This is a genomic window from Pseudomonas spelaei (assembly GCF_009724245.1).
Lineage (GTDB): Bacteria > Pseudomonadota > Gammaproteobacteria > Pseudomonadales > Pseudomonadaceae > Aquipseudomonas > Aquipseudomonas spelaei.
Genome location: NZ_WNNK01000007.1, coordinates 218,547 through 233,826, shown reverse-complemented (window position 1 = coordinate 233,826; position 15,280 = coordinate 218,547). Strand labels below are relative to the sequence as shown.

Here is a 15,280-nt window from a genome sequence, read left to right as displayed (position 1 = left end):
GTGGCCAGGTGACGGACAGGGCTGAATTTCCTTTGACATGGCCGGGGGCATCCCTATAATGCTGCGCCTATGTTGAATGACCCGATTCCACCTCACGTTGACCCGCGCAAATTGGCTGATCGTGGCACCACCCTTCAAGGTGAAGTGCTGCTGGCCGATTTGGAGAGACTCTGCGACCCGCTTTCCGACACTGTCGGTACGGTGCAGGCTAAATTCGTTTTTGAACGAGATGAACGTAAATCTGTGGTAATACACAGCTTTATCGACACTGAAGTCAAAATGGTTTGCCAGCGTTGTCTTGAGCTGGTCACCCTGCCGATCCACAGCGAATGCAGTTATGCTGTGGTGAAAGAGGGTGCGAATACCCAGTCGTTGCCGAAAGGTTATGACGTGCTGGAACTGGGCGAAGATCCATTGGATCTGCATGCACTGATCGAGGAGGAGCTTCTGCTCGCCTTGCCCATTGTGCCTGCTCATCATCCGGAAGAATGCCAGCAGCCGGAGGGTCTCGATGACGAGGCCGAGCCGAGCGAGGACGAGGTAACGCGGTCCAACCCGTTCAGTGTATTGGCGCAGTTAAAGCGTGACCCAAACGTTTAGGAGTTAATCAATTATGGCTGTTCAGCAGAACAAAAAATCCCGCTCTGCCCGTGACATGCGTCGTTCCCACGATGCTCTCGAGGCTAGCACCCTGTCCGTAGAAAAGACCACCGGTGAAGTTCACCTGCGTCACCACGTATCGCCAGAAGGCGTATACCGTGGTCGTAAAGTGATCGACAAGGGCGCTGACGAGTAATCACTTGTCTGCTCAAGTCATCGCGATTGACGCAATGGGCGGGGACTTCGGTCCCCGCAGCATTGTTCAGGCCAGTATTGCTTGCCTGTCTGCTACGCCCTCGCTGCACCTGACCCTTGTCGGTCAACCCTCCCTACTTGAAGAACTGATTGCCAGCCATCCGGCGGTGGATCGTGTGCGCCTGACGATTACGGCTGCCAGCGAAACCATCGGCATGGATGAAAAGCCTGCGCAGGCGCTGCGTGGCAAGCCGGACTCTTCGATGCGCGTGGCCCTTGAGCTGTTGCGTGATGGCAAGGTTCAGGCCTGTGTCAGTGCCGGCAATACCGGGGCCTTGATGGCGTTGTCCCGGCATGTGTTGAAAACCTTGCCTGGCATTGATCGGCCAGCGATGGTGGCGGCGATACCCACCCAGCGTGGCTATTGCCAGTTGCTGGACCTGGGGGCGAATGTCGACTGCAGCGCCGAGCACTTGTTGCAGTTTGCTGTGATGGGCTCAGTGGCCGCCGAGGCGCTGGGTGTGGTGCGGCCTCGGGTAGCCCTGCTCAACATAGGCACCGAAGACATCAAGGGTAATCAGCAGGTCAAGCTGGCTGCCAGCTTGTTGCAAGGTGCGCGGGGCTTGAATTACATCGGTTTTGTCGAGGGTGACGGTTTGTACCGGGGCGAAGCGGATGTGGTGGTGTGCGACGGTTTTGTCGGCAATATCTTGCTCAAGTCCAGCGAAGGCTTGGCCACCATGATTGCCGCGCGTATCGAGGCGTTGTTCAGGCAGAACATGGCTTCGCGGCTGGTAGGTGCCTTGGCATTGCCGTTGATGCGGCGTTTGCAGGCGGACCTGGCACCGGCCCGGCATAACGGGGCGAGTTTTCTCGGCTTGCAGGGCATTGTGGTGAAAAGCCATGGTTCTGCGGGTGTGCAGGGCTTTCAAAGCGCTATCCAGCGCGCCTTGATCGAGATCCAGGAAAACCTGCCGCAACGCTTGCACGGCCGTCTTGAGGATCTGTTGCCTTAGGCGAATCGGGTCGGGAATGCTTAAATGTGACCGGCCAGTTCAATTGACCATCCAATCTGTCAGTTTCTTGCGCTCCCGGTTGTGGAGTGCCAATTCACCGACGACCAGATCATTAGGGGCTTGTTACATGTCTACATCCCTCGCATTCGTCTTTCCAGGGCAGGGTTCGCAGTCCCTCGGCATGTTGGCCGAGCTGGGCGCGCAATATCCGCTGATCCTGGAAACCTTCAAGGAAGCTTCCGATGCCCTGGGTTACGACCTGTGGGCGCTGACCCAGCAGGGGCCGGAAGAGCAGCTCAACCAAACCGACAAGACCCAGCCGGCCATTCTCACCGCCTCGATCGCCCTGTGGCGCCTGTGGTTGGCTGAAGGTGGCGTGCGCCCAGCCTACGTCGCCGGCCACAGCTTGGGCGAATACAGCGCCCTGGTAGCTGCTGGCAGCCTGACCCTCGGTGAAGCGGTCAAGCTGGTGGAACGTCGTGGTCAACTGATGCAAGAAGCTGTTCCTGCCGGGCAGGGTGGCATGGCCGCCATTCTCGGTCTGGAAGACGCTGACGTGATCGCCGCCTGTGCCGAAGCGGCTCAGGGCGAAGTGGTCAGTGCCGTCAACTTCAACTCGCCGGGCCAGGTGGTGATCGCCGGTGCCAAGGCGGCTGTTGAGCGTGCGATTGAAGGCTGCAAGGCTCGTGGCGCCAAGCGTGCCATGCCGCTGCCGGTCAGCGTGCCGTCCCACTGTGAGCTGATGCGCCCGGCTGCCGAGCGTTTTGCCGAGTCTGTTGCTGCTATCAATTGGCAGGCGCCGCAGATTCCGCTGGTGCAGAACGTCAGCGCTGCCGTTGTCAAAGACCTGGAAGTCCTCAAGCGCGACCTGCTGGAGCAGCTGTACAAGCCGGTTCGCTGGGTTGAGTCGGTGCAGACCCTGGCCGCCAACGGCGCCACCCAATTGGTCGAGTGCGGCCCAGGCAAAGTCCTGGCCGGCCTGAACAAGCGCTGCGCCGAAGGCGTGTCGACTTCCAACCTCAATATCCCGGATGCCTTCGCTGCCGCTCGCGCGGCACTGGCCTGAGCCTTAATTTCCGAACTTAGGAGAAGCCTGCATGAGTCTGCAAGGTAAAGTTGCACTGGTTACTGGCGCAAGCCGTGGCATTGGCCAGGCGATCGCCCTGGAGCTGGGCCGTCTGGGCGCTGTGGTCATCGGTACTGCAACCTCCGCCGCCGGCGCTGAGCGTATTGCTGCGACGTTGAAGGAAAATGGCGTTCAAGGCACCGGTCTTGAGCTCAATGTGACCAGTGATGAGTCCGTGGCTGCCGTATTGGCCGAAATCACCGCGCAGTTCGGTGCCCCGGCTATTCTGGTGAACAACGCCGGTATCACCCGCGATAACCTGATGATGCGCATGAAAGACGACGAGTGGCATGATGTCGTCGACACCAACTTGAACAGTCTGTTTCGCCTGTCCAAGGGTGTTCTGCGCGGCATGACCAAGGCGCGTTGGGGTCGAATTATCAATATTGGCTCTGTAGTGGGTGCCATGGGCAACGCAGGCCAAGTAAACTACGCCGCCGCCAAGGCCGGTCTGGAAGGTTTCAGTCGTGCACTGGCGCGTGAAGTCGGCTCGCGGTCGATTACGGTCAACTCGGTGGCCCCAGGGTTCATCGACACCGATATGACCCGCGAATTGCCTGAGGCGCAGCGTGAAGCCTTGCTGACGCAGATTCCGCTGGGCCGTCTGGGCCAGGCTCAAGAGATCGCTAATGTGGTCGCTTTCCTGGCATCCGACGGTGCGGCATACGTGACTGGGGCTACAATCCCGGTGAACGGCGGGATGTACATGAGTTAAATTGTGACGGATCGCTTCAAAAAAATGTCATACGAGCTGTCTAAAATCCGTTATAAAGCTGCAATCTATTTATAGACAGATGGCCAATAGGGTACGAGGGTGAAGCTTTCAGTTGAAAAGCTGAAAAGCCTTTCTATACACTTACCCACTGGCCAGCTGCCTGAATTTGTCCATTAGGAGTGAAAACAAGGTATGAGCACCATCGAAGAGCGCGTCAAGAAAATCGTTGCCGAGCAACTGGGCGTTAAAGAAGAAGAAGTGACCAACACTGCTTCCTTCGTTGAAGACCTGGGTGCCGACTCCCTTGACACCGTTGAGCTGGTGATGGCTCTGGAAGAGGAATTCGAGACCGAAATCCCGGACGAAGAAGCTGAAAAAATCACTACTGTTCAAGCTGCTATCGACTACGTTACTAGCCACCAGGCGTAATAGTTTGTAATCGTCGCTTGCTGTGAAGGAAAAACCGCACTGCCCTATGGCGTGCGGTTTTTTCCTTTAGGCCTGATGCAAAGTGTCGTCATTAGAAAAAGGAGAGTGCTGTGTCGCGTAGACGCGTCGTAGTCACCGGTATGGGTATGTTGTCGCCACTGGGTACGGATGTGCCGAGCAGTTGGCAGGGCATTCTGGCTGGCCACAGTGGTATTGGTCTGATTGAGCATACGGACCTTTCTGCCTATTCCACCCGTTTTGGCGGCTCGGTAAAGGGTTTCAATGTCGAGGAATATCTCTCGGTCAAGGAATCCCGCAAACTCGACCTGTTCATTCAATACGGCCTGGCAGCCGGTTTTCAGGCAGTGCGTAATGCCGGCCTGGAAGTCACCGACGCCAACCGTGAGCGCATCGGCGTGGCCATGGGTTCGGGTATTGGCGGTCTGACCAATATCGAAGAGACCAGCCGCACCCTGCATGAATCCGGTCCCCGTCGAATCTCACCGTTCTTCGTGCCCGGTTCGATCATCAATATGATTTCCGGCTTCCTGTCCATCCATCTGGGTGCCCAGGGGCCTAACTACGCCATTTCCACGGCGTGCACCACGGGCACTCACTGCATCGGCATGGCGGCGCGTAACATCGCCTATGACGAGGCCGACGTGATGATCGCCGGTGGCGCCGAAATGGCCGCTTGCGGTCTGGGCATGGGCGGCTTTGGTGCCTCCCGTGCGTTGTCGACCCGCAATGACGAGCCGACCCGTGCCAGTCGTCCGTGGGACAAGGGCCGTGATGGCTTTGTGCTTTCCGATGGTGCCGGTGCGCTGGTGCTTGAAGAGCTGGAGCACGCCAAGGCTCGTGGCGCGACCATCTACGCCGAACTGATCGGTTTTGGCATGAGCGGTGATGCCTACCACATGACGTCGCCGCCAGCCGATGGTGCAGGTGCTGCACGTTGCATCACCAACGCGCTGCGCGATGCCAGGATCAACGTTGATCAGGTGCAGTACATCAACGCCCACGGTACGTCGACCCCGACTGGCGACCTGGCGGAAGCCGAAGCCATCAAGTCGGTATTTGGCGAGCATGCCTACAAGCTGGCGGTCAGCTCCACCAAGTCCATGACCGGTCACCTGTTGGGTGCGGCGGGCGCGGTCGAAGCGATCTTCAGTGTGCTGGCGATCCAGGATCAGGTCGCACCGCCGACCATCAACCTGGATGAGCCGGATGAAGGCTGCGACCTGAACTTCGTGCCTCACGAGCCGCAGAAAATGCCGATCGACGTGGTGTTGTCCAACTCGTTTGGCTTTGGCGGCACCAACGGTTCCCTGGTGTTCCGTCGGTTCGCCGAGTAATGCACAGCTGGGTCGACGGTCAGCCGGCGGACGCAGTGTCCCTGAAAGACCGCGGCCTGGCATACGGCGATGGCTTGTTTGAGACCATCGCCGTCAAGGCTGGGCAGCCGGTGCTGCTCGACCGCCACCTGCAGCGCCTCGACGAAGGCTGCAGGCGATTGGCGATTGTTGCGGATCAGCCGTTGATCCGCAGCGAGTTGCTGACCTATGCCGCCGCCCTGGGCAATGGTGTACTCAAGTTGATCCTCACGCGTGGCGATAGCCTGCGCGGGTATGGCATCAACGCGGGGGCCTCGGCGCGTCGCATTCTGCAAGGCAGTCCACCTGCCACTTATCCCGAAGCTCATGGGGCGTCAGGCATACGCCTGTTCCCGTGCGCTACCCGTTTGTCCGAGCAACCTTTACTCGCCGGTCTCAAGCACCTCAATCGCCTGGAACAGGTGATTGCCCGTTCCGAGTGGCAGGATGCCGATCATGCTGAAGGTTTGATGCTGGATATGTCCGGTCGAGTCATTGAAGGCGTGTTCAGCAACCTGTTCCTGGTGCGTGACGGCAGGTTGCTGACCGCTGATCTGAATCGCTGTGGTGTCGCTGGCGTCATGCGGGCCGAGTTGTTGGCCCAGGCGCAGGCATTGGGCATCCCGGTAATCGTGGCCGATATCAGTTTTGAGCAACTACAGCGGGCCGACGAAGTCTTCGTTTGCAACAGCGTATATGGCATTTGGCCGGTGCGTGGATGTGGGGCAATGAGCTGGTCGGTTGGGCCGCTCACCCGTAAACTGCAGGGCATTGTTCGCGCGCTATTGGGTATTTGATTTGAGACGTAAATTTGTACTGTTGCTGGAGATCGGCCTGGTCCTGGCGGGTCTGCTGCTGGGCGCTTCTGCCTGGAAGATGAACTCAGCCCTGGAGCAGTCTTTAAACCTGAGCCAGGAGCAGTTGCTGGATGTACCGGCCGGTGCCACACCCACTGGCACCTTCAACCGTCTGGAAAATGACGGTGTGCTCAAGGACGCCTTCTGGCTGCGTCTCTACTGGCGTTTCAATCTCGACGGCCAGCCGCTGCACAGCGGTGAATACCGCATGACCCCCGGCCTTACCGCCCAGGGCCTGATCGGTCTGTGGCAGCGTGGCGAAGTGGTGCAGTACAGCATCACGCTGGTGGAAGGCTGGAACTTCCGCCAGGTGCGCGCCGCCTTGGCCAAACATGAAAAAATCGAGCAAACCCTGTCGGGCTTGAGCGACAGTGAGGTGATGGACAAGCTTGGTCACCCAGGCATTTTCCCGGAAGGGCGGTTCTTCCCGGACACCTATCGTTTTGTACGTGGCATGACGGACCTTGAGTTACTGAAAAAGTCCTACAACCGACTGGATGATGTCCTCGCTCAGGAATGGAGCAAGCGCGCTCCCGATGCGCCCTACACCGAACCCTATCAAGCGCTGATCATGGCCTCTCTGGTGGAGAAAGAAACCGGAGTGCCAGAAGAGCGTGGGCAGATTGCCGGGGTGTTTGTGCGGCGCATGCAGATCGGCATGTTGCTGCAAACGGACCCGACGGTGATCTATGGCCTGGGTGAGCGCTACAACGGCAAGTTGACCCGCGCCCACCTCAAGGAAGCTACGCCCTACAACACTTATGTGATTAGCGGCTTGCCGCCGACACCGATTGCCATGGTGGGCCGCGAGGCCATTCATGCCGCGCTGAACCCGGTGCCGGGCAGTAGCCTGTATTTTGTCGCCCGTGGCGATGGCAGCCATATTTTCTCTGACAACCTGGATGCGCATAATACTGCGGTGCGTGAATTCCAGATCAAGCGTCGTGCCGATTACCGCTCCAGCCCCGCGCCTGTGGCGAAGCCCGCTGATACGGCCCCCGAGGTACCCGCTGAACAAGCGCCCGAGCCTGCTTCAGTGCCGGACGCCGACGCGCCGCAAAGCCCGCAATGACTCTGACTAAGGACTGCCTGTGACTGGCTTGTTTATTACCCTGGAAGGCCCGGAAGGCGCCGGCAAAAGTACCAACCGTGAATACCTGGCCGAGCGTTTGCGTGCCGAGGGAATCGAGGTGTTACTGACCCGCGAACCGGGCGGTACCCCTCTGGCCGAGCGGATTCGCGAAGTCTTGCTGACTCCGGGCGACGAATCGATGAACCCGGATACCGAACTGCTGTTGGTGTTCGCTGCCCGCGCCCAGCACCTGGCCGAAGTGATTCTCCCGGCCCTGGCCCGTGGCGCCGTGGTGATTTGTGATCGTTTTACCGATTCGACCTACGCCTATCAGGGCGGCGGTCGTGGTCTGTCCCTGGAGCGTATTGCAACCCTGGAGACCTTCGTCCAAGGCGACTTGCGCCCGCACCTGACGTTGGTATTCGACTTGCCGGTGGAAGTCGGTTTGGCTCGCGCCAGTGCCCGTGGCCGCCTGGATCGTTTCGAGCTGGAAGGTCGGGTATTTTTCGACGCGGTGCGCAGTGCCTACCTCAAGCGCGCTGAAGCAGACCCGGCGCGTTACTGCCTGGTGGACGCGGCGCAGCCCCTGGCTAAGGTTCAGCAATCACTGGATACCCTGTTGCCCAAACTCTTGGAGCTTTACCGTGGCTGAGGCCTACCCGTGGCAGGACAGTCTCTGGCAGCAACTGGCCGGCCGTGCCCAGCACGCCCATGCCTATTTGCTGCATGGTCCCGCAGGCATCGGCAAGCGCGCATTGGCTGAGCGATTGATGGCCAGTCTGTTGTGCCAGCGGCCGGAGGGTCTGGAGGCGTGCGGGCAGTGCAAATCCTGCCTGTTGCTCAAGGCCGGCAGTCACCCGGACAACTACCTGCTGGAGCCGGAAGAGGCGGACAAGGCGATCAAGGTCGACCAGGTTCGCGATCTGGTCGGCTTCGTGGTGCAGACCGCGCAGATGGGCGGGCGCAAGGTGGTGTTGATCGAGCCGGTGGAGGCGATGAACATCAACGCTGCCAACGCCTTGCTCAAGAGCCTGGAGGAGCCGTCCGGCGATACCGTCCTGTTGCTGGTCAGTCATCAGTCCAGCCGTTTGCTGCCGACTATCCGTAGCCGCTGCGTGCAACAGGCTTGTCCGTTGCCCAGCGAAGCCATGAGTTTGCAGTGGCTGGGCCAGGCCTTGCCGGAGTGTTCCGCAGAGGAACGGGTCGAGCTGCTGACCCTGGCTGCCGGCTCACCACTGGCTGCGGTCAAGTTGCAGGCCCAGGGTGTACGCGAGCAGCGGGCGTTGGTGGTGGAGGGCGTGAAGAAGCTGCTCAAGCAAGAGCAATCCGCTACGCAACTGGCTGAAAGCGCCTGGAAAGACATTCCATTGCTGCTGCTGTTTGACTGGTTCTGTGACTGGTCGAGCCTGATCCTGCGCTACCAACTGACTCAGGACGAAAACGGCCTGGGCCTGGCGGACATGCGCAAGGTCGTGCAATACCTGGCGCAAAAGAGTGCCCAGGACAAGGTCTTGAGCATTCAGGACTGGATCCTCGCCCAACGCCAGAAGGTCCTGGGCAAGGCCAACCTCAACCGCGTGCTGTTGCTAGAGGCCCTGTTGGTGCAATGGGTTGGCCTGCTCGGTCGCCGTTAATTTCAGTGGCCGACAGGTGTATCGTTGGCCAGACACTTCCTGTGACTCAAGTTGTAATTTCCTATGCTCGTAGACTCCCATTGCCACCTCGATCGCCTCGACCTCGCCGAACACGGCGGCTCCCTGGATGCCGCCCTTGAGGCTGCGCGTCAGCGCGGGGTAGGGCACTTCCTGTGTATCGGCGTCAGCGCCGAAAATGCCGCCGACGTCAAAGCCCTGGCCGAGCGTTACGCCGATGTCGATTGTTCGGTGGGCATTCATCCCCTGGACCTCAAGCCCGGTGAAGCGCCGGCCCTGGATTGGCTGCTGGGCGAGCTCAATCATCCACGAGTGGTAGCCATAGGCGAGACCGGCCTGGATTATCACTACGAGCCGGAAGCCGCCGAGCTCCAACAGGCATCGTTCCGTCTGCACCTGCAAGCCGCCCGGCAAACCGGCAAACCGGTGATCGTCCACACCCGTGGCGCCCGTGCCGACACCTTGGCCCTGCTGCGCGAAGCCGCGCTGCCCCAGGCGGGCGTGTTGCACTGCTTCACCGAGGACTGGGACATGGCCAAGGCCGCTCTGGACCTGGGCTTTTACATCTCCCTGTCGGGCATCGTCACCTTCCGTAATGCGGATGCGTTGCGTGATGTGGCTCGCCAAGTCCCGGCGGACCGTCTGCTGGTGGAGACCGATTCGCCGTATCTGGCGCCGATTCCGCACCGTGGCAAGCCGAACCTGCCGCAATATGTGCGGGATGTGGCGGACTACCTGGCGATGTTGCGGGGCGAGTCCTACGAGCGGTTTGCCGAGCAGACCACCGAAAACTTCAAGCGCCTGTTCCCCTTGGCGCACGTCGCTTAAATTCAAGGCAAAAAAAACCCGGGTTCTGGGGGGTGAATCCGGGCTAAGACCATTAGGAGTAAAACAAAGGTACACAGTCCGTCGGTACCCAGGTCGACGCATCACTTGGGGGAGATGTCGCGCCGACATTTCAAGTATTGATCAGTATCCCATTCAGTCCAGCCACATCTGATCGTTTTTTAAACAGATTTGGAATACGTCCGCTTCGGTTGAGTTCTCATTGGTGCGGTAGACGCCCGAATAGGTCGTGTCTTGTTTCTGACTCAAGCGGCCTTATTCGTTGGCGGACTGTAAGTTAAGTGTCTGGGTTGTTCACATAGACGTTGCCCAACGACCGTTCAGTCGGGATAATCCCACGCACCGGGTAAAACGTTCCACCAAGCACAGCTTGGGACGCACAACCCTCCCCATATTGACCTCTGCAGACCTTTTCTTATGCACAAAGAACCCCGTAAGGTCCGTGAGTTTCGCCGCCGCGAGCAGGAAATTCTCGACACCGCACTCAAGCTGTTCCTCGAACAAGGTGAAGACAGCGTCACCGTCGAGATGATTGCGGATGCCGTGGGTATCGGCAAAGGCACCATCTACAAGCACTTCAAGTCCAAGGCTGAGATCTACTTGCGCCTGATGCTCGACTACGAGCGGGATTTGAACGCGTTGTTGCACTCGGCGGATGTCGACAAGGACAAGGAAGCCCTGTCCCGGGCCTACTTCGAATTCCGCATGCGTGATCCACAGCGCTATCGCTTGTTTGATCGCCTGGAAGAGAAGGTGGTCAAGGGCAACCAGGTGCCGGAGATGGTCGAGGAGCTGCACAAGATCCGCGCCTCCAACTTCGAACGCCTGACCCTGCTGATCAAGGGTCGCATCAGCGAAGGCAAGCTGGAAGATGTGCCACCGTACTTCCACTACTGTGCGGCCTGGGCGTTGGTGCATGGCGCCGTCGCGCTGTATCACTCGCCGTTCTGGAGCAATGTGCTGGAAGATCAGGAAGGCTTCTTCCAGTTCCTGATGGATATCGGCGTGCGCATGGGCAACAAGCGCAAGCACAGCACCGATCTGCCGAACGCCGAGACACCTGCTACCTGAGTCATTCGCGCAAATGATGGCGATATGATTTTCTGCCGGGTGCAGTAGCCCAGGAATATACTCAGGCAAGGACCTTGCTAAAATCTGATTTATGAGTCAGGTTTTAGCGCGCCCGAATTATCCTCTGCCGGAGTGATCCATGATCGTTGATCGACAAGGCAGGCGATTCCGCAATTTGCGGATCAGCCTGACCTCAGCCTGTAACTATGCGTGTACCTACTGCGTGCCCAATGGCAAGCGGCTGGTGGCTGCGCAGGATGAGCTGTCGGCCGAGGCAATGGCGCGTGGCGTGGCCTATTTGATTGAAGCCGCGGGTATCGAGCGTCTGAGGATTACCGGTGGTGAGCCTTTGGTCAGTCCCAAGCTGGAAGCCTTCATGGGGGCGGTGGGGCAGATGGGCTTGAGTGACATCAGCCTGACCACCAATGGTCAGTTACTGGCACGCAAGCTGCCACTGCTGGTGGACGCCGGGATTCGGCGGATCAATGTTTCCCTCGATACCCTGGATGCCGACGGCTTTCGCAGCATTGCCCGCGGCGGCGATCTGGCCACGGTGCTCGATGGTATGGACCAGGCGAGCGCGGCCGGGATCAAGATCAAGGTCAATATGGTGCCGTTGCGCGGTCAGAACCTCGACCAGGTCATGCCGCTGCTCGACTATTGCCTGGAGCGCGGCTATGAGTTGCGCTTCATCGAACTGATGCGCATGGGCCACTTGGCCACTGACGCCAATGCCTTCCTCCAGCAATTCGTCAGCCTCCAGCAATTGCTGAGCCTGATTGGCGACCACCATGAATACCTGCAAGCCGATGCCCCGGTGGATGCCACAGCCGTGCGTTATGAAGTGCCGGGCAAAGGCTTCTTTGGTGTGATTGCCAACGAAAGCGTGCCGTTCTGCCGTACCTGCTCGCGGTTGCGGCTGTCGTCCACGGGCTGGCTCCATGGCTGCCTGTCGTCGAGTAATCGTCACTATGTTGGTGACCTGTTGGACAAGCCCCGCCATCAGGCGTTGCCGGCCTTGCAGCGGCTATTGGTCAAGGCGTTGGGCGACAAGCAAGAAGTGGCGTTCTCGGGCGGAGCAACGGTGATGAAGATCATCGGCGGCTAATCCCCCAAGCTGGCGCAAAATCTGCATCTCGTGCCCATTCGCCGGTTTTCCGTCACCGGCTTTTGGAGGATAGGATGCGTAGTCTGGTGTTGTTGCTGGCGTCACTGGCGTTGGGTGGTTGCATGACCGTCAGCGATATGGCCGAAGGCACTCGCTATCAGATGAGCGATGCCGGGCTTCTCGATCACAGTGATACCCGTCGCGCCAACTCGATCCGCGTGCAGCCCGATTCCTTTATCTTTATTGCCCAGGGTGCGTTTACGCCGCCGGGCAGCGCCTACCCGCGTCCCAACGTGGTGGCCGAAGAAGCCTTCAACGGCTTTGTCGAGTATTTCCCCATGGTCCGCCGCGCCCGCGCGCCGGAGGGGCTGGAACAGGCGATGGCTGAGGCGCGTAGCGTTGGCGCCCATTACTTGCTGTACACCCGCTTCGCCAACGCCGATGACCGCATCGGTAATGCTGACGAATGGGCCGACCAGCAGGCCGTGGATCGCCTGGGGATCGACAGCGGAGTGATTCAGATCATGTTGATCGAGACCAGCACCCAGTACTTGATTGATACTGCGCGGATTCGCAGTCGTGGCGGTTTACTGACGTTCCACGACACCAAACCTGAAGACCTGATTGCCAAGCCCCTGGCGCAATACGCCCGTAGCCTGTTGGGCATGAGTGATCAGTAAGACCTGAGGAGAACCCCATGACCGATTCCGCCAAGGCCAATGATTTGTTGGCGCAATTGCCCAAGGGCAAAGGTCCGGCACCGGTGCATCTGTGGAATCCGGACTTTTGCGGCGACATCGACATGCGCATCGCCCGCGATGGCACCTGGTTTTACCTGGGTACGCCTATCGGTCGCAAACCCATGGTCAAGTTGTTCTCCAACATCATCCGCCGCGACGGCGATGATTACTTCTTGATCACACCAGTGGAAAAGGTCGGGATCACGGTCGAGGATGCGCCGTTTGTCGCGGTGACCCTGGAAGTCGACGGGCAGGGTGAAAGCCAGGTCTTGCGCTTTACCACCAACGTTGAAGAGCAGGTCGAAGCCGGTACCGATCACCCATTGCGAGTGGTGATCGACCCGCAGACCCAGGAACCTGCGCCGTACCTGCTGGTGCGCAACAACCTCGAAGCCCTGGTGCATCGCAACGCTTTCTACCAGTTGGTGGAGTTGGCGGTGAGCCGCCCGATCAACGGTCAGAACTGGCTTGGCGTCTGGAGCTGCGGTGTGTTTTTCCCCATTGGCCTGGAGCCTTGAGGCCGAATTTTTCCTTTCCTTGAAATAATTATCTTGCTGTAGCGGCACGCTTTCGGTTATCAATTTGTACATGATTAGACATGTTCGATTTGATAAGAAAAAACGCGTCGTCGATGAGCTGATCCGCCGTATCGAGGGCGGGACGATGGTCGACGGTTTCCTGTTGCCGGGCGAGCACCAATTGGCCGAAGAGTTTGCGGTCAGTCGCGGCACCCTGCGTGAAGCCCTCGCCGAGCTCAAGCGTCGCAACTACATCGCTACCCAGAGCGGCGTCGGCTCCATCGTCACCTTCGATGGCATGGTGCTTGATCAACGCAGTGGCTGGGCACAGGCGCTGGCGGATACCGGCGCTTTAGTGATCGCCGATATCTTGCGCCTGGAAGCTGTCACGCGGCCGGACTTGCTCAGCCGCTTCGGTGGCGATCAGTTCATTGCCCTCGATCGTCGCCGTCGTACCACGGATGGCACCTTCGTGTCCCTGGAGCGCTCCCTGATGCCTGCCTCCGGTGGCCTGGAAAGCTTGCCGCGTGTCGGCCTGATCGATAACTCCCTGACCATCACCCTGGCAGCCTACGGCTACGTCGGCGCCGGCGGTGACCAGTGGATTGGCGCCGAGCCGCTGAACGAGGTCGATGCCGAGCTGTTGGGGCGTCCGGTCGGTACCGTATTTCTCAGGGCCTTGCGCACTACCTACGACCGTCGCGAGCGGTTCATGGAATACGTCGAAAGCTTGCTCGACCCGCTGCACTTTCGCCTGCACCTTCAATTTGGAACGCCGAAATGACCCCGCACATTCGCGCCCTCGGCGCTTTCTACGGCCTGGCCCTGGGCGACGCCCTGGGTATGCCGACCCAGTCCTTGAGCCGCGAGCAGGTCAAGGCACGCTTCGGTGAAATCACGGCCCTGGAAGACGCCGGAGCCGACCAGCCCATTGCGCCCAACATGCCCAAGGGCTCCATCACCGATGACACCGAACAGGCAATCCTGGTGGGTCAGTTGCTGGTGGACGGCCAAGGCAAGATCGAGCCGACAGTGCTCGCCCAGCGCCTGATCGACTGGGAAGCGGTGATGCGCGCCAAAGGCTCCCAGGACCTGCTGGGCCCCTCGACCAAACGCGCGATCGACATGATCCTGGCCGGGCACACGCCGGAAGAATCCGGGCGCTACGGCACCACCAATGGCGCAGCCATGCGCATTACGCCAGTGGGCATCGCGGCAAACGTTGCCAACCCTGAACAGTTCATCCAGTCGGTGATCCAGGCCTGCCAGGTGACTCACAACACCACCCTTGGCATTGCCAGCGCGGCAGCGGTGGCGGCGGTGGTTTCGGCCGGTATCAATGGCGAGGACCTGGGAGAAGCGCTGAACATTGGCACCCGGATCGCGCAACAGGCCGAAAGCCATGGGCACTGGGTCGCCGGTGGGCGTATCGGCACCCGCATCAGTTGGGCGCGGACCCTGAGTGTCGGCAGCAGCGACAAAGCGTTGTTTACCGACCTGCTCTACGAATTGATCGGTACTTCCGTTGCTTCCCAGGAGTCGGTGGTGGTGTCGTTTGCCCTCGCGCAGCAAGTGGCCGTGGGTGAGATGGACGCTTTTGAAGCCTTGTGCATGGCCGCCAGCCTTGGCGGCGACACCGACACCATTGCCGCGATTCTCGGTGCGATGCTCGGCGCGTGCCTGGGAATGGCGTGCTGGCCTGAGGCGATGATCGAGCAGGTCAAGACCGCCAATGGCCTGGATCTGCAGCCGCTGGTTCAAGGGCTGTTGGCGTTGCGTTAAGCGCCACAGACCCATTTGCAGGAACCGGGTTCATGTGGGAGCTGGCTTGCCTGCGATGGTATCGCCTCGGTTTCCCTGAAAGTCCGAGTCGTCAGCATCGCGGGCAAGCCCGGCTCCCACAGGAGTGCCGGGATGTTGATTCGACTTCCGAAACTGCCACAACCACAAAAACAGGCACCA

18 protein-coding genes are annotated in these 15,280 nt (G+C 59.6%); all 18 read left to right on the top strand.

Features of this window, described 5'->3' with window-relative positions:
* Nucleotides 1–69: 69 nt before the first annotated feature.
* The 18 genes from GNF76_RS10895 to GNF76_RS10810 all read left to right on the top strand — a co-directional run bounded on the left by GNF76_RS10895 (nt 70) and on the right by GNF76_RS10810 (nt 15,100).
* Nucleotides 70–600 (top strand): YceD family protein, encoded by a 531-nt coding sequence (locus GNF76_RS10895; protein WP_005790551.1) that lies wholly within the window; start codon nt 70–72, stop codon nt 598–600.
* A gap of 13 nt (nt 601–613) precedes the next feature.
* Nucleotides 614–796, top strand: a complete 183-nt coding sequence (gene rpmF / locus GNF76_RS10890) for a 50S ribosomal protein L32 (protein WP_003179396.1) — start codon at nt 614–616, stop codon at nt 794–796.
* 4 nt (nt 797–800) lie between these two features.
* Nucleotides 801–1,811 carry a phosphate acyltransferase PlsX gene (gene plsX, locus GNF76_RS10885; RefSeq protein WP_155583160.1) on the top strand — a complete coding sequence of 337 codons (1,011 nt, stop codon included), beginning with the start codon at nt 801–803 and terminating at the stop codon, nt 1,809–1,811.
* Between the two features lie 127 nt (nt 1,812–1,938).
* The gene (gene fabD / locus GNF76_RS10880) at nt 1,939–2,877 is read left to right on the top strand and encodes an ACP S-malonyltransferase (protein ID WP_155583159.1); all 939 of its coding nucleotides are present in this window, start codon (nt 1,939–1,941) and stop codon (nt 2,875–2,877) included.
* 31 nt (nt 2,878–2,908) lie between these two features.
* Nucleotides 2,909–3,652 carry a 3-oxoacyl-ACP reductase FabG gene (fabG, locus tag GNF76_RS10875; RefSeq protein ID WP_004371297.1) on the top strand — a complete coding sequence of 248 codons (744 nt, stop codon included), beginning with the start codon at nt 2,909–2,911 and terminating at the stop codon, nt 3,650–3,652.
* A 192-nt stretch (nt 3,653–3,844) separates the two neighbouring features.
* A complete protein-coding gene (gene acpP, locus GNF76_RS10870) occupies nt 3,845–4,081 on the top strand; it encodes an acyl carrier protein (protein ID WP_010165887.1) in 237 nt (78 codons plus the stop codon).
* A 110-nt stretch (nt 4,082–4,191) separates the two neighbouring features.
* Entirely contained in the window at nt 4,192–5,436 is a 1,245-nt protein-coding gene (fabF, locus tag GNF76_RS10865; protein WP_178123271.1) for a beta-ketoacyl-ACP synthase II, read from the top strand.
* Nucleotides 5,436–6,251 carry an aminodeoxychorismate lyase gene (gene pabC / locus GNF76_RS10860; protein WP_155583158.1) on the top strand — a complete coding sequence of 272 codons (816 nt, stop codon included), beginning with the start codon at nt 5,436–5,438 and terminating at the stop codon, nt 6,249–6,251. The genes fabF and pabC overlap by 1 nt, the downstream gene beginning before the upstream one ends.
* Before the next feature lies 1 nt (nt 6,252).
* Complete coding sequence (mltG, locus tag GNF76_RS10855) at nt 6,253–7,383, top strand: endolytic transglycosylase MltG (RefSeq protein WP_155583157.1); 1,131 nt, start codon at nt 6,253–6,255, stop codon at nt 7,381–7,383.
* 19 nt (nt 7,384–7,402) lie between these two features.
* Nucleotides 7,403–8,035, top strand: coding sequence for a dTMP kinase (gene tmk, locus GNF76_RS10850; RefSeq protein ID WP_178123270.1), 633 nt, complete (start codon nt 7,403–7,405; stop codon nt 8,033–8,035).
* Nucleotides 8,028–9,017, top strand: coding sequence for a DNA polymerase III subunit delta' (locus tag GNF76_RS10845; protein WP_178123269.1), 990 nt, complete (start codon nt 8,028–8,030; stop codon nt 9,015–9,017). Before tmk ends, GNF76_RS10845 begins: the two co-directional genes overlap by 8 nt.
* Nucleotides 9,018–9,080: 63 nt before the next feature.
* Nucleotides 9,081–9,863, top strand: a complete 783-nt coding sequence (locus GNF76_RS10840) for a TatD family hydrolase (protein WP_155583155.1) — start codon at nt 9,081–9,083, stop codon at nt 9,861–9,863.
* 435 nt (nt 9,864–10,298) lie between these two features.
* Nucleotides 10,299–10,952 (top strand): TetR/AcrR family transcriptional regulator, encoded by a 654-nt coding sequence (locus GNF76_RS10835; protein ID WP_155583154.1) that lies wholly within the window; start codon nt 10,299–10,301, stop codon nt 10,950–10,952.
* Nucleotides 10,953–11,091: 139 nt separating this feature from the next.
* The gene (locus tag GNF76_RS10830; protein ID WP_155583153.1) at nt 11,092–12,060 is read left to right on the top strand and encodes a GTP 3',8-cyclase MoaA; all 969 of its coding nucleotides are present in this window, start codon (nt 11,092–11,094) and stop codon (nt 12,058–12,060) included.
* A gap of 74 nt (nt 12,061–12,134) precedes the next feature.
* On the top strand, nt 12,135–12,740 hold the full coding sequence (locus tag GNF76_RS10825; RefSeq protein WP_155583152.1) for a DUF4823 domain-containing protein: 606 nt from the start codon (nt 12,135–12,137) through the stop codon (nt 12,738–12,740).
* Between the two features lie 17 nt (nt 12,741–12,757).
* On the top strand, nt 12,758–13,318 hold the full coding sequence (locus tag GNF76_RS10820) for a DUF1285 domain-containing protein (protein ID WP_155583151.1): 561 nt from the start codon (nt 12,758–12,760) through the stop codon (nt 13,316–13,318).
* Nucleotides 13,319–13,388: 70 nt separating this feature from the next.
* Entirely contained in the window at nt 13,389–14,102 is a 714-nt protein-coding gene (locus tag GNF76_RS10815) for a GntR family transcriptional regulator (RefSeq protein ID WP_155583150.1), read from the top strand.
* Nucleotides 14,099–15,100, top strand: a complete 1,002-nt coding sequence (locus GNF76_RS10810) for an ADP-ribosylglycohydrolase family protein (protein ID WP_155583149.1) — start codon at nt 14,099–14,101, stop codon at nt 15,098–15,100. Before GNF76_RS10815 ends, GNF76_RS10810 begins: the two co-directional genes overlap by 4 nt.
* Nucleotides 15,101–15,280 lie beyond the last annotated feature (180 nt).

Excerpts from the sequence above, each read along its gene's own strand:
- rpmF (WP_003179396.1), top strand. The coding sequence starts at position 614 with ATGGCTGTTCAGCAGAACAAAAAATCCCGCTCTGCCCGTGACATGCGT.
- fabG (WP_004371297.1), top strand. The coding sequence starts at position 2,909 with ATGAGTCTGCAAGGTAAAGTTGCACTGGTTACTGGCGCAAGCCGTGGC.
- GNF76_RS10840 (WP_155583155.1), top strand. The coding sequence starts at position 9,081 with ATGCTCGTAGACTCCCATTGCCACCTCGATCGCCTCGACCTCGCCGAA.
- GNF76_RS10820 (WP_155583151.1), top strand. The coding sequence starts at position 12,758 with ATGACCGATTCCGCCAAGGCCAATGATTTGTTGGCGCAATTGCCCAAG.
- GNF76_RS10835 (WP_155583154.1), top strand. The coding sequence starts at position 10,299 with ATGCACAAAGAACCCCGTAAGGTCCGTGAGTTTCGCCGCCGCGAGCAG.
- pabC (WP_155583158.1), top strand. The coding sequence starts at position 5,436 with ATGCACAGCTGGGTCGACGGTCAGCCGGCGGACGCAGTGTCCCTGAAA.
- acpP (WP_010165887.1), top strand. The coding sequence starts at position 3,845 with ATGAGCACCATCGAAGAGCGCGTCAAGAAAATCGTTGCCGAGCAACTG.
- GNF76_RS10830 (WP_155583153.1), top strand. The coding sequence starts at position 11,092 with ATGATCGTTGATCGACAAGGCAGGCGATTCCGCAATTTGCGGATCAGC.
- fabD (WP_155583159.1), top strand. The coding sequence starts at position 1,939 with ATGTCTACATCCCTCGCATTCGTCTTTCCAGGGCAGGGTTCGCAGTCC.
- GNF76_RS10815 (WP_155583150.1), top strand. The coding sequence starts at position 13,389 with ATGATTAGACATGTTCGATTTGATAAGAAAAAACGCGTCGTCGATGAG.
- GNF76_RS10810 (WP_155583149.1), top strand. The coding sequence starts at position 14,099 with ATGACCCCGCACATTCGCGCCCTCGGCGCTTTCTACGGCCTGGCCCTG.
- GNF76_RS10895 (WP_005790551.1), top strand. The coding sequence starts at position 70 with ATGTTGAATGACCCGATTCCACCTCACGTTGACCCGCGCAAATTGGCT.
- GNF76_RS10825 (WP_155583152.1), top strand. The coding sequence starts at position 12,135 with ATGCGTAGTCTGGTGTTGTTGCTGGCGTCACTGGCGTTGGGTGGTTGC.